General features: G+C 73.3%; 21 protein-coding genes. 11 read left to right on the forward strand and 10 right to left on the reverse strand.

The annotated features are described in order from the left end of the window. Positions 1 to 338: 338 nt before the first annotated feature. Positions 339 to 1,013 carry a TetR/AcrR family transcriptional regulator gene (locus ACIHEI_RS09670; RefSeq protein ID WP_396606232.1) on the reverse strand — a complete coding sequence of 225 codons (675 nt, stop codon included), beginning with the start codon at positions 1,011 to 1,013 and terminating at the stop codon, positions 339 to 341. 139 nt (positions 1,014 to 1,152) lie between these two features. Here ACIHEI_RS09670 and ACIHEI_RS09675 point away from each other — a divergent pair, with 139 nt between their 5' ends. The 6 genes from ACIHEI_RS09675 to ACIHEI_RS09700 all read left to right on the forward strand — a co-directional run bounded on the left by ACIHEI_RS09675 (position 1,153) and on the right by ACIHEI_RS09700 (position 7,230). Then, positions 1,153 to 2,700, forward strand: a complete 1,548-nt coding sequence (locus ACIHEI_RS09675) for an MFS transporter (protein WP_396606233.1) — start codon at positions 1,153 to 1,155, stop codon at positions 2,698 to 2,700. 205 nt (positions 2,701 to 2,905) lie between these two features. Beyond that, positions 2,906 to 3,235, forward strand: a complete 330-nt coding sequence (locus tag ACIHEI_RS09680) for a type VII secretion target (protein ID WP_396606234.1) — start codon at positions 2,906 to 2,908, stop codon at positions 3,233 to 3,235. 14 nt (positions 3,236 to 3,249) lie between these two features. Continuing rightward, positions 3,250 to 4,989, forward strand: coding sequence for an alpha/beta hydrolase (locus ACIHEI_RS09685; RefSeq protein ID WP_396606235.1), 1,740 nt, complete (start codon positions 3,250 to 3,252; stop codon positions 4,987 to 4,989). Then, the gene (locus ACIHEI_RS09690; protein WP_387643503.1) at positions 4,986 to 5,495 is read left to right on the forward strand and encodes a hypothetical protein; all 510 of its coding nucleotides are present in this window, start codon (positions 4,986 to 4,988) and stop codon (positions 5,493 to 5,495) included. The genes ACIHEI_RS09685 and ACIHEI_RS09690 overlap by 4 nt, the downstream gene beginning before the upstream one ends. 6 nt (positions 5,496 to 5,501) lie before the next feature. Further along, positions 5,502 to 6,077 carry a hypothetical protein gene (locus ACIHEI_RS09695; protein WP_396606236.1) on the forward strand — a complete coding sequence of 192 codons (576 nt, stop codon included), beginning with the start codon at positions 5,502 to 5,504 and terminating at the stop codon, positions 6,075 to 6,077. Positions 6,078 to 6,321: 244 nt separating this feature from the next. Further along, positions 6,322 to 7,230 carry a transporter substrate-binding domain-containing protein gene (locus tag ACIHEI_RS09700; RefSeq protein WP_396606237.1) on the forward strand — a complete coding sequence of 303 codons (909 nt, stop codon included), beginning with the start codon at positions 6,322 to 6,324 and terminating at the stop codon, positions 7,228 to 7,230. Positions 7,231 to 7,326: 96 nt separating this feature from the next. On the opposite strand, the gene ACIHEI_RS09705 is transcribed toward ACIHEI_RS09700, so the two are convergent. Together ACIHEI_RS09705 and ACIHEI_RS09710 are read right to left on the reverse strand one after the other, a co-directional pair. After that, on the reverse strand, positions 7,327 to 8,493 hold the full coding sequence (locus ACIHEI_RS09705; protein WP_396606238.1) for a PP2C family protein-serine/threonine phosphatase: 1,167 nt from the start codon (positions 8,491 to 8,493) through the stop codon (positions 7,327 to 7,329). 182 nt (positions 8,494 to 8,675) lie between these two features. After that, positions 8,676 to 9,890, reverse strand: coding sequence for a cytochrome P450 (locus ACIHEI_RS09710; RefSeq protein WP_396606239.1), 1,215 nt, complete (start codon positions 9,888 to 9,890; stop codon positions 8,676 to 8,678). 107 nt (positions 9,891 to 9,997) lie between these two features. On the opposite strand from ACIHEI_RS09710, the gene ACIHEI_RS09715 reads away from it, so the two are divergent. The 4 genes from ACIHEI_RS09715 (at position 9,998) to ACIHEI_RS09730 (ending at position 13,327) form a co-directional block, all read left to right on the forward strand. Beyond that, positions 9,998 to 10,357 carry an arsenate reductase family protein gene (locus ACIHEI_RS09715; protein WP_387643493.1) on the forward strand — a complete coding sequence of 120 codons (360 nt, stop codon included), beginning with the start codon at positions 9,998 to 10,000 and terminating at the stop codon, positions 10,355 to 10,357. A 102-nt stretch (positions 10,358 to 10,459) separates the two neighbouring features. Continuing rightward, positions 10,460 to 11,308 carry a siderophore-interacting protein gene (locus tag ACIHEI_RS09720; protein WP_396606240.1) on the forward strand — a complete coding sequence of 283 codons (849 nt, stop codon included), beginning with the start codon at positions 10,460 to 10,462 and terminating at the stop codon, positions 11,306 to 11,308. A 49-nt stretch (positions 11,309 to 11,357) separates the two neighbouring features. Further along, positions 11,358 to 12,323, forward strand: a complete 966-nt coding sequence (locus ACIHEI_RS09725; protein ID WP_396606241.1) for a DUF1152 domain-containing protein — start codon at positions 11,358 to 11,360, stop codon at positions 12,321 to 12,323. 38 nt (positions 12,324 to 12,361) lie between these two features. Then, positions 12,362 to 13,327, forward strand: a complete 966-nt coding sequence (locus tag ACIHEI_RS09730) for a DUF1152 domain-containing protein (RefSeq protein ID WP_396606242.1) — start codon at positions 12,362 to 12,364, stop codon at positions 13,325 to 13,327. A 7-nt stretch (positions 13,328 to 13,334) separates the two neighbouring features. Here the strand turns inward: ACIHEI_RS09730 and ACIHEI_RS09735 are convergent, their stop codons facing one another. Further along, the gene (locus ACIHEI_RS09735; RefSeq protein WP_396606243.1) at positions 13,335 to 13,880 is read right to left on the reverse strand and encodes a DUF1697 domain-containing protein; all 546 of its coding nucleotides are present in this window, start codon (positions 13,878 to 13,880) and stop codon (positions 13,335 to 13,337) included. Between the two features lie 67 nt (positions 13,881 to 13,947). Between ACIHEI_RS09735 and ACIHEI_RS09740 the strand changes: the two genes are divergently transcribed. Beyond that, a complete protein-coding gene (locus tag ACIHEI_RS09740; protein ID WP_396606244.1) occupies positions 13,948 to 14,421 on the forward strand; it encodes a pyridoxamine 5'-phosphate oxidase family protein in 474 nt (157 codons plus the stop codon). 43 nt (positions 14,422 to 14,464) lie between these two features. Here the strand turns inward: ACIHEI_RS09740 and ACIHEI_RS09745 are convergent, their stop codons facing one another. The 6 genes from ACIHEI_RS09745 to ACIHEI_RS09770 all read right to left on the reverse strand — a co-directional run bounded on the left by ACIHEI_RS09745 (position 14,465) and on the right by ACIHEI_RS09770 (position 21,016). Continuing rightward, entirely contained in the window at positions 14,465 to 15,505 is a 1,041-nt protein-coding gene (locus tag ACIHEI_RS09745) for an NAD(P)-dependent alcohol dehydrogenase (protein ID WP_387643463.1), read from the reverse strand. A 44-nt stretch (positions 15,506 to 15,549) separates the two neighbouring features. Continuing rightward, positions 15,550 to 16,305: an SDR family NAD(P)-dependent oxidoreductase gene (locus tag ACIHEI_RS09750; protein WP_392947812.1), complete on the reverse strand. Its 756-nt coding sequence runs from the start codon at positions 16,303 to 16,305 to the stop codon at positions 15,550 to 15,552. Between the two features lie 68 nt (positions 16,306 to 16,373). Then, the gene (locus tag ACIHEI_RS09755; RefSeq protein WP_396606245.1) at positions 16,374 to 17,000 is read right to left on the reverse strand and encodes a TetR family transcriptional regulator; all 627 of its coding nucleotides are present in this window, start codon (positions 16,998 to 17,000) and stop codon (positions 16,374 to 16,376) included. A 103-nt stretch (positions 17,001 to 17,103) separates the two neighbouring features. After that, entirely contained in the window at positions 17,104 to 17,832 is a 729-nt protein-coding gene (locus ACIHEI_RS09760) for a hemerythrin domain-containing protein (protein WP_387643457.1), read from the reverse strand. Between the two features lie 171 nt (positions 17,833 to 18,003). Next, entirely contained in the window at positions 18,004 to 19,029 is a 1,026-nt protein-coding gene (locus tag ACIHEI_RS09765) for an alpha/beta hydrolase (protein WP_396606246.1), read from the reverse strand. Between the two features lie 259 nt (positions 19,030 to 19,288). Next, on the reverse strand, positions 19,289 to 21,016 hold the full coding sequence (locus tag ACIHEI_RS09770; RefSeq protein ID WP_396606247.1) for a carbohydrate-binding module family 20 domain-containing protein: 1,728 nt from the start codon (positions 21,014 to 21,016) through the stop codon (positions 19,289 to 19,291). Positions 21,017 to 21,115 lie beyond the last annotated feature (99 nt).

Below are 21,115 nucleotides of genomic sequence, written 5' to 3' on the forward strand. Positions count from 1 at the left end.
TCACTCTCGCCGTTCCTGAAGCAAGAGCACCGCAAGGCCGTCCGCGAGGAGACTTGCGCGAGCTGGTGGGCTCGAAGTCAGGGGCGCTGGGGGTACCCCCAGCGAAGCGAGGGGGCGGAACTGCGCGACAAGCGCAAGCCGCGTCCGCAAGGTCGCTCTCACGTGCAAGTCATTGTCCTGCGTCGCGATCTTGCTGACGGACGCGTTCCCCTTCGCGCAGTTCCCCGCGCCCCTGGTTTCGCACCCGCACAGTTTTCGCACCCCTGGTTTCGCACCCGCACAGTTCTCGCGCCCCTGGTTTCGCACTCCTGGCTGTGCTCTGTCCGGCTTCGCGCCCGCTACGCGGAAGCGTTCTCCGGGGGCAGCAGGACCGCAAGGCCGTCCGCGAGGCGCTGGAGGCCGAATTCGAAGCGGGTTTCCATGTCGGGGTTGGTGAGGTCGTCGGCGAGGGCGACCAGGTTGGGGAAGGTCTCGGCGGGGAGGGCGCGGAAGGCGTCGCCCGCGGCGCGGGCGACTTCGCCGCGGCCGGCGCCGGCGGCTTCTGCGGCGGAGAGGGGGGACTGTTCCTGGAGGACGAAGCCCTGGACGTACGCGGACAGCAGGTAGGAGGCCATTGCGGCGTCGGCGTCGCTGAAGCCGGCGTTGCGGAGGCGGTCGAGTTGGTCCTCCAGGATGGCGAGGGTGTGCGGGCCGGTGGTGAGGCGGCCGGAGAGGACCTTGGCGGCGTCGCGTTTGGCGAGCAGCAGGGCGCGGTAGCGGCGGCCGTATTCCAGGAACTGTTCGCGCCAACTGCCTTCCCGGGGCGGGAGTTCGGCGCCGGCCACCAGGGCGTCGGTGAGCAGGTCGAGCAGTTCTTCCTTGTTGCGGACGTGCCAGTACAGCGAGGCGGCTTTGACGCCGACCTCGGCGGCGACCTTGCGCATGGAGAGGCCGGCCAGGCCTTCGCGTTCGAGGACGCGCAGGGCGGCGGCGGCCAGGCTCTGCCGGGTGAGGGCGGGGGTGGGCTCGGCCATGGCGGTTCCTTGGGGTGGGCGGTCCGGGGCGCTGAATCGCGCTTGCAATCTAACACCGTTAGAGACATCCTGGGTGCGCACCAGCAGCCCCTAACACCGTTAGGGGCCATCTCGGCACACCCGGAGGGGGACGGTTTCGGTGGAAGGTTCGGTCGGCGCCCGGCACAAGTGGCAGGCGCTCGCCACGCTCTGCGTCACGATGTTCATGGCGATGCTGGACAACGTCATCGTCAACATCGCGCTGCCCCGGATCGGCCGGGATCTGGACACCGGCATCAGCGGGCTCCAGTGGGTCGCCGAGGGCTACAGCCTGGTGTACGCGGCGCTGCTGCTCACCGGTGGCACGCTCGGCGACCGGTTCGGCCGGACCAGGGTGTTCCGGGTCGGGCTGGCGCTGTTCACGGTCGGGTCGGCGGCGGCCGCACTGGCCGGCGACATCGGGGTGCTGGTCGCCGCCCGGATGCTGCAGGGTGTCGGTGCGGCGCTGCTGACGCCGGGCAGTCTGGCGATCCTGGGCCAGGTGTTCACCGACGAGAAGGAGCGGGCCCGGGCGATCGGCCTGTGGTCGGGGGTTTCGGCGCTGGGCCTGTCGATCGGTCCGGTGATCGGCGGTCCGATGGTGGACGCGTTCGGCTGGGCCAGCGTGTTCTGGATCAACGTCCCGGTCGGGCTGGTGGCGCTGGTGCTGGCGTTCCGGGTGCTGCCGGTGATCGCGCCGCGTGAGCGCCGGATCGACCTCACCGGGCTCGCACTGTCGGCGGCCGGTCTCGGCGCGCTGGTCTACGGCCTGATCGAGGGCCCCGGCCGGGGCTGGACCGATCCCGTCGTGCTGGCCTGCGGGGCGGCCGCGGTGGTGCTGCTCGCGGTCTTCGTCGCGGTCGAACTGCGGTCGGCGGAGCCGATGCTGGAGCTGCGACTGTTCCGCGACCGGGTGCTCGCCGGGGCGCAGTTGAGCGGCCTGATGGTCAGTTTCGGGATGTTCGGCGCGCTGTTCTTCCTGCCGCTGATGCTCCAGGGCGTGATGCGCTGGTCCCCCACCGACGCCGGGTACGCCGGGCTGCCGATGACGGCCGTGATCACGCTGGCCGCGCCGCTCTCCGGCCGGCTGACCGCCCGTCACGGGACGCGCCTGCCACTGGTGCTGGGCATCTCGCTGTGCGCGGTCGGCCTGGGCGGGCTGTCGCTGTACGGCGGGCACGCGCACTACTGGTCGTACGTGTGGACGCTGGTGGTGCTCGGCTTCGGCATGGGGCTGACGTTCACGCCGGTGTCGATCGCGGTGCTGCAGCGGGTCGCCCCGGCGCAGACCGGCATGGCCTCGGCCACCATCAACACGCTGCGCGAATTCGGCGGCGTGCTCGGCATCGCGGTCCTCGGCGCCGTCCTCACCAACCGGCTGACGGGCGCCCTGACCGACTCGTTCCGCCGGCTCGACCTGCCCACCGACGGGGTCTCGCACGCGGTCTCCGCGCTCACCGGCCACGGCACCGGCCCCGCCGCCGCCCCCACGCCCGCGCCCGTGCAGGCGGCCGTCGACAGCGCGTTCGTCGACGCGCTGCACCTCGCCCTGCGCTGCGGCTCCGCCGCGCTCGCCGTCACCGCCGTCCTGGTCGCCGTCCTGCTGCACCGCTCCGCCGCCCGGCACCCGGCCCCGGCGCCGGTCGCCGAGCCGCAACCCGTGGCGTGACCAACAACGCTCGGTGTCCACGAGGTTGACGGCCCGTTCGCTGTGCTGTTCGGTAAAGGAACGTCAAAGTCGGGACCAAGTAGGGTGACCGGCGACAGGACGCGGATCGCGCGGAGATGTGGTGAACGGCGCTGGGTTCGGCGGCCGTACTTCGCTAGCATGGCCCGCTCAAGCGGTCGGACCGACACCGGTGTTGGGGGATGGCGTGCGCGACGTGGGCCCAGGCGGGAGCGGCGGCGGGTTCCAGGTGGACCCGGACGTGCTGGAGGCGGCGGGGCAGACCGCGGCGGTGGACGCCGAGCGGGTGCCGGCCGCCACCACGCGGGTGCTCGGCCCGTCGGACAGTGCGGCGGACGGACTGCGCGGCTGGCAGACCGGCAGCGAGCTCACCGCCTGCACCGCGGAGTGGAAGGGCATGCTGGACAAGCTGTCCGTGGAGATGGACAAGCAGGGCGGCAACCTCCGGCAGACCGCGGCGAACTACCGCAACGCCGACCAGGTCGCGAGCGGCACCGTCACCTCGGCCGGGCGGTGAGCATGGACGTCCCCATGCTCCGCGACGCGGACCCGCGGCGGCTGTTCGGCGCCGCCGACGCGTACGCCGCACTCGCCGACGCCATCGGTGACGACACCGAACAGTGGCAGGCCGGCGTGGACAACCGGGTGCGGGACTCCGGGTGGACCGGCCAAGCGGCCGACAACGCCCGGCAGTCGCTCGCCCGGACCACCGGCAAACTGACCGCCGCACACCTGGAGTTGGCCCGGATCGCACCCGTCCTGCGGGAGGGTGCGGAGGCCTTCGTGCTGGCCCAGGCGGACCTGCGCCGGGCGCTGGACGAGGCGCGGGCCGGCGGCTTCGAGGTCGCCGACGACGGCGGGATCTCCTGGCCCCCGGCCAGTCCGGGCGAGCGGCACGACCCGGACGCGCCGGACCGCACCCGGCAGGGCACCGACCTGCGCGACCGGATCGGCGAGGCGCTGAACAAGGCCGCGCACGCCGACCAGGTGACGGCGCAGCGGCTGCGCCAGTACACCACCGACGCCCGCACCGGCGCCGGCCTCGACCCGTTCGGCTCCGCGATGCGGCTGAACAGCGCGGTACTGAGCGCGGTCGCCGGCGAGGACCTGGTGCTGTCGGGCATGCCGGGCCAGAACGCCTCGCCGACCGAGGTGAACTCCTGGTGGAAGGGGCTGCCCGCGGACGAGCAGCAGCGGCTGATCAAGGAGCACCCGGACCGGATCGGCAACCGCGACGGCATACCCACCCCGGCCCGCGACCAGGCCAACCGGATCCACCTCGACCAGATGGTGAACGACCTGTCGTCCCGGCAGAACCTGTCGGACTGGGACAAGAAGAAGCTGGAGGGCTTCCGGTCGATCCAGGGCCGCCTGCGCGACGACCAGGGCAAGCAGCCGCCGTCCTACCTGATGGTGATCGGCGACCAGGGCCAGGGCCGGGCCGCGATCGCCTACGGCAACCCGGACACCGCGGACGACGTGGTGGCGTACGTGCCCGGCCTGAACACCGAGGTCAAGAACATGGGCGCCGGTGACGCCAACCGGGCCCGCGACCTGTGGCAGTCCGCGCACGACATCGACCCGACCCGCAAGACCGCCTCGATCGCCTGGCTGGGCTACGACGCCCCGCAGGCCAAGGGGATCAGCCCGGACGCGCTGGCGGTGGCCGGTGACGCGCGGGCCAAGCAGGGCGGCGAGGCCTACCAGGGCTTCCTGCAGGGCCTGCGCGCCTCGCACGAGGGCCAGCCCGCGCACCTGACCGCGCTCGGCCACAGCTACGGCTCGTTCACGGTCGGGCAGGCGGCGCAGCGGCCCGGCGGCATCCCGGCGGACGACATCATCCTGGTGGGCTCCCCCGGCACCGGCGCGCAGAAGGCGTCCCAGCTGGGCGTGGACGGCTCGCACGTGTGGGTGGGCGCGGCCGAGCACGACCCGGTCTCGCACCTGCCGAGCCACGCCGAGGCGAAGGGCATCGGCATCGGCGCGGGCATCGGCGGCGTGCTCGGCGGCTTGCCGGGCGCCGCGCTCGGCGGCTGGATCGGTGACAAGATCGCAGGGCACGATGATCCGCACGAGCTGTGGTTCGGGCAGGACCCAGCGAGTTCCGAGTTCGGCGCGCACCGCTTCGACGTGGCCGACGGCCCGCGGGGCTTCCAGTCGCACTCGGACTACTGGAACCAGGGCGACGGCCGGGACGGCCACTCGCTGCGCAACATGGGCATGATCGTCTCCGGTCACGGTGACCGGGTGATCGGACAGGACCGGCGATGAACGACTTCGCGGCACCCCACCCGTCGGCCGCGCTGCTGGCCGCGAAGGCGGCGGTGGACGAACTGCTGGACTCCGCCCCGGCGGCGCTGAACCCGCCGGCCGACTGGGCGGACGGCCCGTACGTGGCGGTGGAGCACGAGCACCCGTACACCCGGGAGCCGGACGGCACCGCGCACCTGGAGAAGCGGCGCTACCTGATGACCCGGCTGTCGGCGGACCGCTACCCGGAACTGCTCTCCCAGCTGGCCCGGGCCTGGCAGGCCCGCGGCTGGCGGGTGGACGGCGAGAACGACCCGGTGCTGCCTCTGCTGCGGGCCGAATCGGCGCTCGGGACGGTCGAGTTGAGGATCGGCATACCCGGCAACGCGACGCTGCTGGCGCGGGTGCAGGGCGTGCCGCCGAGCGGCACCTCGTACCCGTTCGGCGGCGACAGCACCGTCCCGCTCGGGCCGGACGGCGTGATGGACACCATGCCGCGCCGGCACGACCCGTTCTGGTCGGTGTGACCTCCGATGGGTAGCCGGAGGGGACTACGGGCGGCGGGCGCCGTCGCCGCGCTGCTGCTGGGGCCGGTGCTGGCGGGCTGCGGCTCGTCCGGCGCGGCGGCGGGCGGCTCGGCGCCGGCCGCCGACCTGGCCAGGGGCCGGATCCACGAACTGGTGGACGGCACCACCTCGGCGCTGACCCCCGCGGTGCGGTTCGCCGACGACGCCTACCGCTCGGTGCCGCACGAGAACGCCCGCCGGGACAACGACGGCACCGCACAGCTGACGCTCCGCCGGTACGTGCTGACCAAGGTCGCGGAGGCCAACCGGCCCCGGCTGCTGGAGCAGGTCCGGACGTACTGGACCGGCCGCGGCTGGACCGTCACCGAGAACACGGCCTTCGAGGCGGGGGCGCGCACCCCGGACGGCACCGGCGTGACGGTCAGCATCGGCGTCCCCGGCAACGTGACGGTGACGGCCACCGCCCGGGTCCGCGACCCGGGCGCCACCGAGCCGTTCGGCCCGGCCCCCAGCCCGCTGCCGACCGGCGCCGACGGCGGACCCGACACCCTGCCCCGCTTCGACGACCCCGGGTGGTCCTGACCTGCCGGGACGAAACGGGCGGGACCGGTGCTGATCGGACGTCAGAGCGGGTGAGCCGGGCGGTATTTGCCGGGGCACCCTAGGGCGACCCGACCTGACCTGGCTATAGTCGCCCGTGATCTAGCCGGAACGGCGGCCGGCCGAGGGGTTTCCCCGGCATTGGCATGCCCGCCTGCCGCCGTGCCGTCCGGAGCCCCGAAGCCGTCGCGTGTTCCGCCGTTGACCACGGGGAGAGACGACGACCATGGCACACACGACCGGGCGGGGGCGCACCGCGCTCGTCGCCGTCATCGGTGGAACGCTGCTGCTGGGCGGCTGCGGCATCGTAGGCTCTCAGGACAAGAAGGACGACCTGCACGCGATGCTGCCGGAGTCGATCCGCAAGTCCGGGGTGCTGACGGTGGGCGCCTCGTTCACCGCCGCGCCGGTGGTGTACCGCAACGACCGCAACGAGCCGGAGGGCCTGGACCCGCACCTGGCCCAGAAGCTGGGCGAACTGCTCGGCGTCCGGGTCGAGTTCCAGGACGCCGGACAGTTCTCGAACGTGCTGCCGGGCCTGATGAAGCGCCAGTACGACATCGCGATGTCCGGCATCACCGACACCCGCGAGCGCGAGGACGGCCTCGACAAGGACGGCAAGCAGGCCGGCCCTGGCGTCGACTTCGTCGACTACTTCATGGCGGGCATCGGCATCGCCGTCAAGAAGGGCACCACGCAGAACGTCGCCGACATCGACCACCTGTGCGGGCGCACCATCGTGGTCAAGAAGGGCACCACCCACGACGACCTGGTGCAGCGTCAGGCGAAGGTCTGCGAGCACGACGGGAAGCCGCTGAAGATGGTGCAGACCGACACCGACACCGCGGCGCTGGACAAGCTGAAGGGTACGGCGGACGCGTTCGTCACCGACTACCCGAAGGCCCAGTACGCGGCGCAGACCGTGGACAACGGCAACGCCTTCCAGATCGGCGGCCCGCAGATCCAGCCCCGGCCGTTCGGCATCGCGGTGCGCAAGGAGGACTCGGCGCTGCGCGACGTGCTGATGCGGGCGATGAACCGGCTGATCACCGAGGGCGGCTACGACCAGGTGCTGTCCGACCACGACCTGACGGTCGGGGCGATCCAGAACTCGGTGATCAACGGCTCGTCCTGACCGCCCGCCTCAGACCGCGCGGGCGCGTGCGGGGCGACTCAGGCCGCGCGGGCGGGTGCGGGGCGGCTCAGGCCGCGCGGGCGCGTGCGGGGCGGCTCAGGCCGCGCGCAGGGCCAGCACCGCGACGTCGTCGGTGAGGGTGCCGGCGTGGCGGCGGACGTCCCGCTCCAGGAAGGCGACCAGGGTGTCCGGGTCGGTGCCGGGCAGGGTGCCGAGCCGGGCCGCCAGCGGGTAGAACTCGCCGTCGCGGTCCCGGGCCTCGGTGACGCCGTCGGTGTACAGCAGCAGGCTGTGCCCGGACGGCAGCGGCACGGTGGTGGGTTCGGCGGCCGGGCCGTAGGCGAGGTGGCCGAGACCGAGCGGGAGGTCCTCGGCGCAGCGGACGGCGGCGACCGTGCCGGGGGCGACCAGCAGCGGCGCGAGGTGGCCGCGGTTGACCAGGTCAAGCCGCCCGGTGTGCCGGTCGTGCTGGAGCAGCACGGCGGTGACGAACAGTTCGCCGTCGCCGCGCTGCTCGGCCGCCCGCCGTACCTGGCGGTCGAGTTGGGCGGCGAGTTCGCCGAGGTCGGCGGTCTCGTGGGCGGCGATCCGGAACGCGCCGATGACGTCGGCGACGGTGCGCACCGCCTCCAGGCCCTTGCCGCGCACGTCGCCCAGCAGGATCCGGGTGCCGTGCCGGGTCTCGCACACGTCGTACAGGTCGCCGCCGATGCCGAAGTCGGCCTCCGCGGGCCGGTACAGCCCGGCGGCCCGCAGTCCCCCGACCCGGGCGGGGACGGGGTGCAGCACGGTGTGCTGGAGGGTGTCGGCGACGGCCCGCATCCGGACCAGGGCGCGGGCCTGGCGGCGGCGCTGGGTGGCCAGCCCGGTGCCCATCACGCCCGCCAGCACGGTGGCCAGGTACGTCCACAGGTGGTGCTGTTCGTACAGGTGGCCGGAGCGCAGCGCGAGCAGCGCCTGCAGGCCGACGGTGAGGACGGTCGCGAGGGCCACCATGACGGGACCGGCGCTGAACGCGGCGACCACGGGCAGCACGGTCAGCAGGAAGCCCGCGGCGACGGACCGGGGGACGGACTCCTCCAGCGCCAGATCGGCGACCAGCAGCAGGGCCGGCAGGGCGCGCGCCCAGGTGGGGGTGCGCAGCGCCTCGGCCATCGCGGCCTCCCAGCGGGCGGTGGCCTCCCGGCCGTGCTGGTGGCCGTGGCCCTCGCCGTGGTCCTCGTCGTGGGCGACGCGGACGGGCGCGGTGGTGGGCGCGGGCATGCTGACCTCCTCAGGCGGGCGCCCGGGGTGGGTGCGTCTCCGCTCCATCGTCCCGTGCCGTCCGTCGGGACCACGCCTTGCCAAGGTCCCGACGGATTGGGCCGTTCGGCCCGATCCGATCATATTTCAACCATTTGCGTGACCTGCGTCACCGCCGACGGCCGAGGGCGGTCGGCGGCGGGTCAGCGGCCGGTGAGCGTGACGGGCAGCGTGCGGAAGCCCCGCAGCACCAGTCGCTCGCGGCGGACGGCCGGACCGGCGGGGGCCAGCGCGGGGAAGCGGCGCAGCAGGGCGGGCAGCGCGGTGACGGCCTCCAGCCGGGCGAGCTGGGCGCCGAGGCAGTAGTGCGGGCCGCCGCCGAAGCTGAGCAGCCGGCCGCCGCCGCGGGTCGGGTCGAAGCGGTCGGGGTCGGGGAAGCGTCGCGGGTCGCGGTTGGCGGCGCCGATCAGCAGCATCATCCCGGTGTCCCGCGGGACGGGCTCGCCGCCGACGGTGGTGCCGGTGAGCGCGATCCGGGAGGTGAGCTGGACGGGCGCGTCGAACCGCAGCACCTCCTCGACCAGCGCGGCCGGGTCGAGCGTGCCGTCGCGCAGCTGCGCGGCGGTGCCGGGGTGCTGGAACAGCAGGGCGAGGGCGTTGCCGAGCAGGTTGCCGGTGGTCTCGAAGCCGGCCACCAGCAGCAGCGCCAGGTTGGCCAGCAGTTCGGTGTCGGACAGCCGCTGCGGGTCGGCGTCGGCGGTCGCGACCAGCGCGCTGACCAGGTCGTCCTTCGGGTCGGCGCGCCGGAGGGCGGCCAACTCGGTGAAGTACCGGGAGAGTTCATCGGCGGCGCGGTCGGCGGCGGCCAGCTCCTCGTCCCCGACCAGGAACTCCAGGGTGGCGGTGAGGTCGGAGGCCAGCGGGCGGAACAGGTGCCGGTCCTGCTCGGGGACGCCGAGCAGTTCGCAGATCACGCCGATCGGCAGCCGGAACGCGAAGGCGTCCAGGAAGTCCACCGGGCCGTCGCCGTGCTCGGCGAGTTCGTCGAGCAGCTGCTCGACGGCGGCGGTGACGGCGGGCGCCAGGGCGGCGACCCGGCGCGGGGTGAACAGCGAGGAGATCAGCGAGCGCATCCGGCCGTGGGCGGGCGCGTTGCGTTCCAGGATCGAGTCGCCCAGCAGGGTCTGGCCCGGGTGGTCGAGGTAGTCGGGTTCGAACTGGACCCGCACCTCCGGCTCGATGACGCCGAAGGCGGGGCTGCGCAGGATCTCGTCGATCTCCTGGTGGCCGGTGACCATCACGATGTACTCGTCGCTGCGCACCGTCGGCCCGAACGCGCGCAGCCGCTCGTACAGCGGGTACGGGTCGCGGCAACCCTCCGGGCCCATCAGCTCGTTGACGATCGTGGCGACGTCCATGCAACTCCCCCGTCAGCAGTCGTACTTATCTGTCCGCTGCGGAACGGCCGGGCGGCGCGCCCGGGTTCCCGCCGCCCGGGCGGGGCCGGTCGGTAGGGTGGCCGGTCATGGAGATCTGGATCAACCCGCGGTGCAGCAAGTGCCGCACCGCCCTGGGCGAACTCGACGCGGCGGGCGCCGAGTACACGGTGCGCCGCTACCTGGAGGAGCCGCCGACCGCCGCCGAACTGACCGAGGTGCTGGGCCGCCTCGGCCTGGAGCCGTGGGACGTGGCCCGGCTGGACGAGCCGGTCGGCAAGGAACTCGGCCTGCGTTCCTGGGGCCGGGAGGACGCCGACCGCGCGCGCTGGGTCGAGGCGATGGCCGCGCACCCGGCGCTGATCCAGCGCCCGATCATCACCGCCGACGACGGCTACACGGTGATCGGCCGCACCGAGGAGGCGCTGAAGGACGTGCTCTCGCACTGACGGGTTTTGCTGGCCGGGGCGCGGTGACAGCGCGCTGACAGCGTGCTGTGAGCGGGCCCCGGCAGGCTGGCCCGGCCACCTCCGATCCGACAGGAGCCCGCCGTGTCCGACCTGCCGATCCGCCGGCTGACCGTCACCGCCGTCCGCCGCCCCACCCCGCGCACCGTCCGGGCCAGTTTCGCGCTGCCGCCCGGCGAGTTCGCCCTGGCCGGGCCCGACCAGCAGGTCAAGCTGTACTTCCCGCGCCCCGGGCAGGACTCCCCCGAGCTGCCCGCGGCCGCCCCCGGGCAGGACCTGATGGACTGGTACCGGGCCTGCCACGCCGTCCCGGAGCACCGCCGCCCGTGGATGCGGTCCTTCACGATCCGCGCCCACGACGCCGAACTGCACACCGTGGACGTCGACTTCGTGCTGCACGGCGACGGCCCGGCGGCCGACTGGGCGGCCCGCGCCCGGCCCGGGCAGGTGCTGGCCATGTTCGGCCCCTCCCCCGAGTTCGCCCGCCCGTTCCCGCTGGACGGCGGCCGCCCGCTGCTGTTCGCCTGCGACGAGTCGGCGCTGCCCGCGCTCGCCACCCTGGTGGAGGCCCTGCCGGCCGGGGCCCGGGCCCACGCCTGGATCGAGACCGCCGGCCCCGAGGAACAGCAACCCCTGCGCGGCTTCGGCGAGTTGACCGCCCACTGGGTCCACCGCGACGGCGCCGCCCCCGGCGAACGCCTGCTCGCCGCCGTCCGCACCGCCGAACTCCCCGCCGACCTCGGCCACGCCTGGCTGGCCGGCGAGGCCGGCACCGTCCGCGCCCTGCGCCAGCACCTGTTGGCCGAGCGCCGACTCCCCCGCGAGAACGTCCACTTCACCGGCTACTGGCGCCACCGCCTCACCCAGGACGACGCCCCCACCCCCGAAGACCTCGCCGACGCCCAGGAGTTGCTGGCGCAATACGGGGGCTGACCCATAATCCGGGCGACCGCGCCGCCGGGTGCCTGTTACCGTCCGCCCGATGACCACCAGCCTGCTCCAACCACCGCTGCTCACCCGCCTGCTCGCCGCCGATCGGATCCTGATCGCCGGCGCGGGCGGCGGCTTCGACATCTACGCCGGGCTGCCGCTCGCCCTCGCGCTGCGCTCCGCCGGACGCGAAGTGCACCTGGCGAACCTGGCGTTCACCCACCACTACGGCCTGGACGCCACCGCCTGGGAGGGCCCGCAGCTGGCCCGGATCACCCCCGACACCCGCTCCGCCGAACCCAAGTTCCCCGAACGCGCCCTGGCCCGCTGGCTGCGCGCACACCAACAGCCCGACACCGTCTGGGCGTTCGCCTCCACCGGGGTGAAGCCGCTGCGCGCCGCGTACCGGACGCTGGTGCGCCGGCTCGGCATCGACGCGATCCTGCTGGTCGACGGCGGCACCGACATCCTGCTCCGCGGCGACGAGGCGGGCCTCGGCACCCCCGAGGAGGACATGGCCTCACTCGCCGCCGTCGCCGGGCTGCGGTCCGTTCCCGAACGCCTGGTCGCCTGCCTGGGCTTCGGCATCGACGCCCACCACGGCGTCAGCCACGGTCTGGTGCTGGAGAACCTCGCGGCCCTGCAACGCGACGGCGGATACCTGGGCGCGTTCTCGCTCCCCGCCGACACGCCCGAGGCCGCCCTGTACCTGGACGCCGTCGAGCAGGCCCGGGCCGCCGCGCCCGACCGTCCCAGCATCGTGCAGGGCAGCGTCGCGGCCGCCCTGCGCGGCGAGTTCGGCGACGTCGGGCTCGCCGAGCGGGTGCCCGGCAGCGAACCGTTCGTCAACCCGCTGATGACGCTGTACTTCGGCGTCACCGTCGAGGCTCTGGCCGCCCGCAACCTCTACCTCGACCGGCTGGAGGGCACCACCCAGACCCGCCAGATCGCCTCCGCCATCGCCGACTTCCGTGAGGACCTGCCCCGGCTGCGCCCCGCCCGGGCGTACCCGCACTGACCGGCGTGCGCCAAACGTGCCCTGGTACCGTCCGCCCGGTGACCACCAGTGTGTTTCAGCCGCCGCTGCTCACCCGCCTGCTGGCCGCCGAGCGGATCCTGATCGCCGGTGCGGGCGGCGGCTTCGACGTCTACGCGGGGCTGCCGCTCGCCCTCGCGCTGCGCGCCGCCGGGCGCGAAGTGCACCTGGCGAACTTCTCCTTCAGCAACCTGTACGGCCTCGACCTGGACGTCTGGCACGCCCCCGAGCTGGCCCGGATCACCCCCGACGTGCGCAGCGCGGACGTCTACTTCCCCGAACGCTCACTGGCCCGCTGGCTGCGCGCGCACCAACAGCCCGACACCGTCTGGGCGTTCCCGTCCACCGGCGTGCAGCCGCTGCGCGCCGCCTACCGGGCGCTGGTCGAACACCTCGGCATCGACGCGATCCTGCTGGTCGATGGCGGCACCGACATCCTGCTGCGCGGCGACGAGGCCGGACTCGGCACCCCCGAGGAGGACATGGCCTCGCTCGCCGCCGTGGCCGGGCTCACCGAGGTGCCCACCCGGCTGGTCGCCTGCCTGGGCTTCGGCATCGACGCCTATCACGGCGTCAACCACGCGCTGGTGCTGGAGAACCTGGCCGCCCTGCAACGCGACGGCGGCCACCTCGGCGCGTTCTCGCTCCCCGCCGACGCGCCCGAGGCCGCCCTCTACCTGGACGCCGTCGCGCACGCCCGGCAGGAGTGCCCCGAACACCCGAGCATCGTCCACGGCTCGATCGCCGCCGCCCTGCGCGGCGAGTTCGGCGACGTCCGGTTCACCGAACGCACCGGCAACAGCGCGCTGTTCATCAACCCGCTGATGACGATGTACTTCGGTGTGACGGTGGAGGCGCTGGCCGCCCGCCACCTCTACCTCGACCGGCTGGAGCACACCGTGCTGATGCGCCAGGTCGCCGCCGCCATCGGCGACTTCCAGGACTCCCTCCCCCGGCAGCGCCCGCCCCGCGCCTACCCGCACTGACCGGCGGTCAGCCCTTGCGGGCGGCGGCGGCGATCTTCGCGGTGGTGTGGAAGAACCGCGAAGTCGCCTGCCCCTGGTAGGACTTGGGGAAGGCGGTGGCCGGGTTGCCGGTCATCCGACCGCCGCGCAGGTGCATCACCACGAACGCCGCGCCCGCACTCGCGCCGATCATCTCCCAGTCGCCCTTCGGCGAGGCCACCGGCAGGACCAGCTCGGGCGGCAGCGGCTCGGAGAGGAACAGCACGCACAGGCGGTCGTCCTCGGTGACCTCCACGCCCGCGAACGGGTCCAGCGCGACCACGGCCTCCACCTCCTCGACCGTCCGCAGCATCACCGGCACCGGATACCCCAGGCCCTCCGCCAGCCCCGCCTCGATCCGCGCCGTCAGCGCCGCCCGGTCGGTCTCCGCGCTGCGGAAGAACACGTTGCCGCTCTGGATGTACGTCCGCACGCCCTCCAGCCCGAGGCCCGCGAACAACTCCCGCAACCGGTCCATCTTCACGGTGCGGCCGCCGACGTTGATCGCCCGCAGGAAGGCGATGTAGGTCTCCATGCGCGGAGTCTAGGACGGGCCGCCGACAATCAGCGGTTCTTCCCACCCGGCGGCCTACACTCCGCGCATGACGACCTGGCAGGACTTCGAGCAGCAGGCTCCTGATCTCGCCCCGCGCATCCGCGCCCGCTTCGAGGCGTACCGGCACCATGTGCTCGCCACGCTGACCAGGGACGGTTCGCCCCGGGTGAGCGGCATCGAGGTGGACTTCCTCGGCGCCGACCTGTACCTCGGTTCGATGGCGGGCGCGGTCAAGGCGCTCGACCTGCGCCGCGACCCGCGCTGCGCCCTGCACTCGAACCCTGGGCCGGACACCAGCCTGACCGGCGGGGACGCGAAACTCGCCCTGTACGCCGTCGAGTTGACCGATCCGGACGAGCTCGCCGCGTACGCCGCCGAGCTGCCCGAACCGCCGCCCGGCCCCTTCCACGCGTTCCGGCTGGAACTGCGCCGGGCCACCCTGACCGAGGTGGCGGAGGACCACCTGCTGATCAGCACCTGGCAGCCGGGCGGGGACGTCAAGGTGATCCAACGCCGGTAGCGGCCCCCTTCGCCGGAGAAGGAGACCGCCACCCGACGGGACGTCAGCCGTTCGGCAGGATCACCGCACGCCCGTTGATCTTCCCGGCGTGCAGGCGCTCGTAGGCGAGCGGCGCCTCGTCGATGCCGTACGTCTCGACGTGCACGTCGATCGCGCCGGCCCGGGCCAGGTCGAGGACCTCGATCAGCTCGGAGCGGCTGCCCCAGTACGGGGAGCTGACGCGGGCGTCGTAGGGCAGCGCGCCGAAACCGACGGCCAGCGTGCCGCCGCCCAGGCCGACGATGCTGACGTCGCCCTCGACGGCGACCAGCTGCCCGGCCAGCGCGGTGGTGGGCGGGGCGCCGACGAAGTCGAAGACGGCCTGCGCGCCGAGCCCGGCGGTCAGTTCGCGGACCTTCGCGGCGGCGGCGCCGTCCGAGAGCACCGCCTCGTGCGCGCCGACCGCGCGGGCCAGTTCGAGCTTCTCCGCGGAGACGTCCACGGCGATCACCCGGGCCGCGGTCATCGCGCGCAGCAGCTGGACGGCGACGTGCCCGAGGCCGCCGGTGCCGATCACCACCGCCGTGGAGCCGGGGACGAGCTTCGGCAGCGAACCCTTGATCGCGTGATAGGGCGTCAGCCCGGCGTCGGTGAGCGGCACGGTCCGCACCGGGTCGAGGTCGCCGAGCGGGACCAGGTGCCGCGGGTCGTCGACCACCATGTACTCGGCCATCGCGCCGGGCGCGCCCAGCCCGGGCGGCCGGATGCCCAGCTCGTGCGCCCGCAGGCAGTAATTCTCCTTGCCCTCGGCGCACTTGGCGCAGCTGCCGCAGCCCCACGGACCGTACACCGCGACCGACTCGCCCTCGGTGAAGCCGGTGACTCCGGCGCCGAGCGCGGCGATCGTACCGACGCCCTCGTGGCCGAGGGTGAGCGGCAGCGGGAACGGCAGCTGCGCGGCGGGCCAGCTCATCACGGCTATGTCGGAGTGGCACACACCGGCGGCGGTGACCTTCAGCAGCACCTGCCCGGGGCCGGGTTCGGGGTCGGGAACGGTGACCACCTCGGGGTGGCTGCCGACGGTGCGGTACTGGACTGCCTTCATGGCTGGAAAACCCTCTCTCTCGTGCGGTCCCCCACGACGGACGGTCAGCGGGCGGAGTAGCCGCCGTCGACCAGGTGGTAGCTGCCGGTGATGAAGGACGCCCGCTCGGAGAGCAGGAACGCGGTGAGTTCGGCGACCTCCTCGGCGCGGCCGAGGCGCCCGGCGGGGTGCAGCGCGATCAGCGCCGCGCGCGCGGCCGGGTCGGCGTCCTTGAGCAGCGGGGTGTCGACGAAGCCCGGGCCGACCGCGTTGACCCGGATGCCCTGCCCGGCGTACTCCAGCGCGGTGGACTTGGTCAGGCCGACCACGCCGTGCTTGGCGGCGACGTACGCGGGCGAGCCGGCGAAGCCGTTGGTGCCGAGGATGGAGGACATGTTGACGATCGCGCCGCCGCCGGCGGCGAGGATCTCCGGCAGTTCGTAGCGCATCGAGTAGAAGACGCCGTCCAGGTTGGTGGCGAGCACCCGCCGCCAGTCCTGCGGGTCGTAACCGCCGGTGGGGGCGACGGCGCCGCCGATGCCGGCGTTGTTGACGGCCAGCGAGAGCGGACCGAGGCCCTGCACGGTGGTGCGGACGGCGGCCTCGACGGAGGCCGGGTCGGTGACGTCGACCTGCACGGCGAGGGCCTCGGCGCCGATCGCCTCGAGGGCGGCGACGGCCTCCCGGGCGGCGTCCAGGCGGAAGTCGGCGACGGCGACCTTCGCGCCGCGCCCGGCGAGCATGGTGGCGACGGCCAGGCCGATGCCGGAGGCGGCGCCGGTGACGAGAGCGGTGCGGCCGGTGAACTCCTGGGTGGTCATGGGTGGTCGTTCCTTTCGTGCGCCGCCGGGGGGGCGGACGCGGGTGGTGCGGGTGTGCCGACGGGGGGTCAGCGTGGGGGTTCGACCGCGACCAGGTCGAAGGCGCGGTCGATCAGGGCGGGCAGGTCGCCCGCCGGGTCGCGCACCCAGGTGCGGGTGGCGGCGTGCAGGGCGGCGACGCCGAGGCCGACGGCGACGGCGGGCCGCAGGTCGGTCTCCGGGTGCAGGCCGAGCCGGGCGGCGACCAGCCGGATCGACTGCTCCTCCTCGGCGACGGCGATCCGCCGGTAGGCGGCGGTCAGCGCGGGCTCCTCGTCGATCAGCACGAACAGCGCCCGCATGCCGGGGCGGCGGTGCCAGGCCGGGTGGTCGGCGTCGTGCAGCCAGGCGGTGACGGCGGCGCGGTAAGCGGCGACCGGGGTCTCGGCGGCGGGCCGGGCGGCGAGTTGCGCGTTGATCCGGGTGAAGTCGGTGCGCAGGGAGTCGAGGACGGCGTCCTCGCGGGACGGGAAGTAGCGGCTGAAGGTGCGCCGGGAGACGTCGGCGGCGTCGGTGACGTGTTCGACGGCGAGGGCGGCCAGGCCGTGTTCCAGGGTGAGGCGCAGCGCGGCGTCGGCCATCGCCTCGCGGGTGCGGCGGGACTTGCGGTCGCGCCGCCCGAGCGAGACCGGCGGCTGCCACTGGTCGGTGCTCATGTGATCACCGTACTACCGAAAATGTCCCGGCGGGACATGAGTCCCGCCGGGACATCCGGGCCCGGGTCGTGCTGCTCACGTCCCGGACGGATCCGGGACGGTCTCATTGTCCGGCGGGGCCCCAGAGACGGTCGGTGCAGCGGGCGTAGGTGTCGCGCCAGTGCGGCCAGTGGCGGACGGTCTCGTCGTCGCAGTCGGCCAGCAGGCGGTCGATCTGTATCGGGTCGACGCCTTCGAGCAGCCAGACCAGGGCGTCGGACGCGGACGGGCCCTCGGCGAGGCGCAGCAGGTCGAGCAGTTCGGGCAGGGTGCCGATCCGGGAGCCGGGCTGGAAGACGTCGGCCATCCGCGGCAGCAGCTGGCGCTCCTCGATCCGCAGGTGGGTCTCCACCCGGGCGGCGAGTTCCTCGACGGCGTAGGAGACCGGCCAGGAGCTGGCGGGGTCGCGGGTGGCGATGCCGACCAGGGTGGTGGTGCGGGTGAAGCACTGGTCGAGGTTGTGGTGGTCGGACTCCAGCCAGTTGAGCAGCAGCCGCAGCTCGGGCGAGAAGCGGCGCAGCAGCGGCCACAGCCGGGTGTCCTGCTGCTCGTGGTGGCAGGTCACCATGGCGGTGACGAAGTCCCAGTGCCGCTTGAGCGCGAGCGCGCTCTCGTGGTCGTCGGGCTGGAGCAGTCGCAGGGCCTGCGGGATCCGGGCGAGGTCGCGGCGGACGGCGGCGTGCACCAGGCGCAGTCCGGCGAACGGCAGGAGTTCGGCCACGGGCGCGGCGGGCAGCTCCTCGCACGGGGCGGGAATGGTCGTCGGGCCGACGGACAGCAGGTGACGGGACATGGCGCTCTCTTCACGACTGGCTGGGGCTGGCCGGAGCGGGGGCCGCGGTTGCGGCGCCCCGGTCCAGTTCTCCGGTCCACGGGGTCCAGGGTGGGAGCAGTGCATCAGGGTCGAATGAACGACCGATTGATGTGCAGGTCAGCGCGTTTCCGGAGCCGTTTCCGACCTCGGTCAGTCGGATTCGGGTCCGGCGGTGTTGGCGGTCAGCCATTCCAGGGTGTGCGGGATCATCTTCTTGAAGTCGGAGGTGAGGTGCTTGCCGCCGGGCTGCTCGTAGTACTCGACGGTGGTGGGGGCCTTGGCCTTCTCCACCCAGTTCTTCACCAGCTTGGTCTCGTAGGGGTTGGCGCCGCCCGCGGTGGCCAGCATCCGCACGTCGGCGGTGCCCTCGGCGATCAGCTTGTCGGGGCTGTTGGCCTGGCGCTCCTGGTCGTGGCCCTTCCACAGCGGCGAGTCCGGGTTCCAGTAGCCGTCGATCGGCACCGCGGCCTTGAACACGTCGGGGTGCTGCAGGGCGAGCTTGGCGCTGCAGAACGCGCCGGTGGAGGCGCCCATCACGGCCCAGCCGTCGCGGCCCTTGACGGTGCGGAAGTTGGCGCGGACGAAGTCCGGGATGTCCTCGGCCATCCAGGTGCCCATCTTCGGCTGGCCGGGGATGTCGGCGCACTCCAGGGCCTTGGACTCGTTGGAGTCCAGGTTCTGCACCGGCATGATCATGATGAACGGGTGGGCCTTGCCCTGGGAGACCATCTGCTCGTCGATCTCCTGGATCGGCAGCTGGTTGTCGGTCCAGGTGTTGTAGCCGGCGCTCTGGCCGCCCGCGTACAGGGTGAGCACAGGGAAGCCGGTCTTCGCGTATTTGGGGTCGTTGTACTGCGGCGGCAGCCAGACCCACACCTTGCCGCTGACACCGGACTTGGGGCCGGCCAGGGTGGTCATCATGATCGGCCCGGCGCCGGTGTCGCGGACCTTGGACAGCTGCGCGGCCGGGCCGGTCGGCATCAGCACCTTGGACGGCTTGGGCGGGGCGCTGCTGCTCTGCGCGGCGGACGGGGACGAGTGGCCTGCGGCGCTCGCGCCCTTGGCGTCGCCGGAGGTCCCGGTGTTGCTGCCGCAGGCGGCCAGCGGGGCGGCGAGGGTGAGCAGGGCGGCGGCGGTCAACAGACGGCGGGCGGCGGAACGGGGCTGCGGCAGCACGGGGCGGTCTCTCCGGGCGGGGGCCGACCCGGCAGCCGGGAGGGGCCCTGGTCATTGGGCTTGGCCGGGGCCGCCGCGCGCTGGTGACGGCCGGCGCTCCCCGGGAACGGCCGCGACCGCACAAAGGTGCGGCGATTGGGCCGTTCGAGATCCTATGACGTACCGCCCCGGGCCCCGGTTGCGGAGGGGTGAACAACCCGCCGCACGGCGGGGGCGGCCCCCGCCGTAAGACGGGGGCCGCCCGTTTCCGGGAGCGGCGTCAGGGACGCCAGGTGTCGTTCAGGGTGATCCTTCCGCTCGCCGGGACGGTCGCGGTGCGGTTGGTACCGCTCTCCCAGGTGACGGTGCCGGCGGCGTCCTTGCGCAGGTACTTGTACTGGATCGCGGTGCCGCCGGGCAGCGCCACGTCCAGCTTCCACACCGGGTAGGAGGCGGAGCCGAGCAGCAGCGCCTTCGAGGTGTCCCAGCCGCCGAGCGCGGCCGCGTCGCCGACCACGTAGAGGTTCTGGCCGGGCGAGGTGGTGCCGTTGACCGCGAACGAGGCGCCCGGCGCGGTGCCGGCGGCGGTGGCGCCGACGTGCAGCGCGACGGCGTCGTTGGCGCCGACCGAGGCGGTGAACTTCCCGTCCGCGCCGACGGTGTAGGTCGGGCCGGAGCAGCCGCCGCTCACCGGGTCGCCGTGCTGGACGTCGCAGTAGACGCCGGCGGGCAGCGAGGTCTGGAAGGTCTGGGTGATCGCCGAGCTCTCCCGGTTGATCGCCACGTAGCCCTTGGTGCCGCGTCCGAAGGCGATCGCGTTGTTGCCGTTGGACCACCAGTTGGTCATCGCGGCACCGGCCACCGCGTTGCGGAAGCCGACCATGTTGGCGACCTGCCGCCAGGCGTGGACGCAGTTCCAGCCGTTCTGGTAGCAGGCGGTGACGGCGCCGGCGTTCGGCGGGCCGTCGTCGTTGCTGCTGAACGCGTAGCCGGAGTAGACGTTCGGCGAGCCGTACGGGTGGGCCAGCATGAAGACGTTGGCCAGCGTGTAGGTGGAGCCGTCCTTGTAGGTGAGGGTGGAGCCGTTGCGCTCGGTGTCCCAGTTGTCGACGAAAGTGCGGGCCTGGGCGGAGGCGAGCAGGCCGCTGCCCCAGCTCTGCAGGTCGGATATCTTGCCGCCCTGGAAGGAGCTCTTCAGCCAGGTGCCGGAGCGGAACTCGTCCACGTCGCCGGTGCCGGTGTACTCGGAGGGCTGGATCGGCTCGCCCGCGCCGTAGATGACCTCCTGCACCCAGTACGCGTTCGGGTTGCTCATCTTGGCCTTGATGGCGGCCAGGTCGGTGGCGGCCATGTGCTTGGCGGCGTCGATCCGGAAGCCGTCCACGCCGAGCGAGAGCAGGTCGCTGAGGTAGTTGGCGATGGTCTGCTGGACGTACGCGGAACCGGTGTTGAGGTCCGCGAGGCCGACCAGCTCGCAGTTCTGGACGTTGGCGCGGTCGGCGTAGTTGGTGATCGACGTCCGGCAGGAGTGGAAGTCCTGGTCCTGGTAGTAGCCCGGGTAGTTGTACTTGGTGTAGACGGTGCCGCCGGTGCCGGTGCCGCTGCCGGCCGACATGTGGTTGATCACCGAGTCGGCGAGCACCTTGACGCCCGCCGCGTGGCAGGTGGTGACCATGTTCTTGAACGCGGTGCGGTCGCCGAGCCGGCCGGCGATCTTGTAGCTGACGGGCTGGTAGGACGTCCACCACTGGGCGCCCTGGATGTGCTCCTGGGGCGGGGAGACCTCGACGAAGCCGTAGCCCTTGGGGCCGAGGCTGTCGGTGCAGGCCTTGGCCACCGAGTCGAACTTCCACTCGAACAGGGTGGCGGTGACGCCCTTGGTGCCGGGCGGGGTGGCGGCGGCGGTGGGCGCCAGCGAGAGCCCGGCGCCGGCCGAGAGGCCGAACGCCGCGAGGGCGGTGCAGGCGGCGACGGCGCGCTTCCTGCGGGCGGGGGCGAGGGTGGGCAAGGGAGCGCTCCTGGGGGAGGCCCGGCCCGCGGACGCAGGTCGCGGACCGGGAGGCGGCTGGGTGGGGCCGCGACGGCTGGGGTGTTGGGGCCGTCCGCG

The organism is Kitasatospora sp. NPDC051984 (assembly GCF_044593455.1).
Classification (GTDB): domain Bacteria; phylum Actinomycetota; class Actinomycetes; order Streptomycetales; family Streptomycetaceae; genus Kitasatospora.

Coding starts and splice junctions, on each gene's coding strand:
- ACIHEI_RS09670 (WP_396606232.1), bottom strand. CDS start 1,013: ATGGCCGAGCCCACCCCCGCCCTCACCCGGCAGAGCCTGGCCGCCGCC.
- ACIHEI_RS09685 (WP_396606235.1), top strand. CDS start 3,250: ATGCTCCGCGACGCGGACCCGCGGCGGCTGTTCGGCGCCGCCGACGCG.
- ACIHEI_RS09690 (WP_387643503.1), top strand. CDS start 4,986: ATGAACGACTTCGCGGCACCCCACCCGTCGGCCGCGCTGCTGGCCGCG.
- ACIHEI_RS09695 (WP_396606236.1), top strand. CDS start 5,502: ATGGGTAGCCGGAGGGGACTACGGGCGGCGGGCGCCGTCGCCGCGCTG.
- ACIHEI_RS09700 (WP_396606237.1), top strand. CDS start 6,322: ATGGCACACACGACCGGGCGGGGGCGCACCGCGCTCGTCGCCGTCATC.
- ACIHEI_RS09705 (WP_396606238.1), bottom strand. CDS start 8,493: ATGCCCGCGCCCACCACCGCGCCCGTCCGCGTCGCCCACGACGAGGAC.
- ACIHEI_RS09710 (WP_396606239.1), bottom strand. CDS start 9,890: ATGGACGTCGCCACGATCGTCAACGAGCTGATGGGCCCGGAGGGTTGC.
- ACIHEI_RS09715 (WP_387643493.1), top strand. CDS start 9,998: ATGGAGATCTGGATCAACCCGCGGTGCAGCAAGTGCCGCACCGCCCTG.
- ACIHEI_RS09725 (WP_396606241.1), top strand. CDS start 11,358: ATGACCACCAGCCTGCTCCAACCACCGCTGCTCACCCGCCTGCTCGCC.
- ACIHEI_RS09735 (WP_396606243.1), bottom strand. CDS start 13,880: ATGGAGACCTACATCGCCTTCCTGCGGGCGATCAACGTCGGCGGCCGC.
- ACIHEI_RS09740 (WP_396606244.1), top strand. CDS start 13,948: ATGACGACCTGGCAGGACTTCGAGCAGCAGGCTCCTGATCTCGCCCCG.
- ACIHEI_RS09745 (WP_387643463.1), bottom strand. CDS start 15,505: ATGAAGGCAGTCCAGTACCGCACCGTCGGCAGCCACCCCGAGGTGGTC.
- ACIHEI_RS09750 (WP_392947812.1), bottom strand. CDS start 16,305: ATGACCACCCAGGAGTTCACCGGCCGCACCGCTCTCGTCACCGGCGCC.
- ACIHEI_RS09755 (WP_396606245.1), bottom strand. CDS start 17,000: ATGAGCACCGACCAGTGGCAGCCGCCGGTCTCGCTCGGGCGGCGCGAC.
- ACIHEI_RS09760 (WP_387643457.1), bottom strand. CDS start 17,832: ATGTCCCGTCACCTGCTGTCCGTCGGCCCGACGACCATTCCCGCCCCG.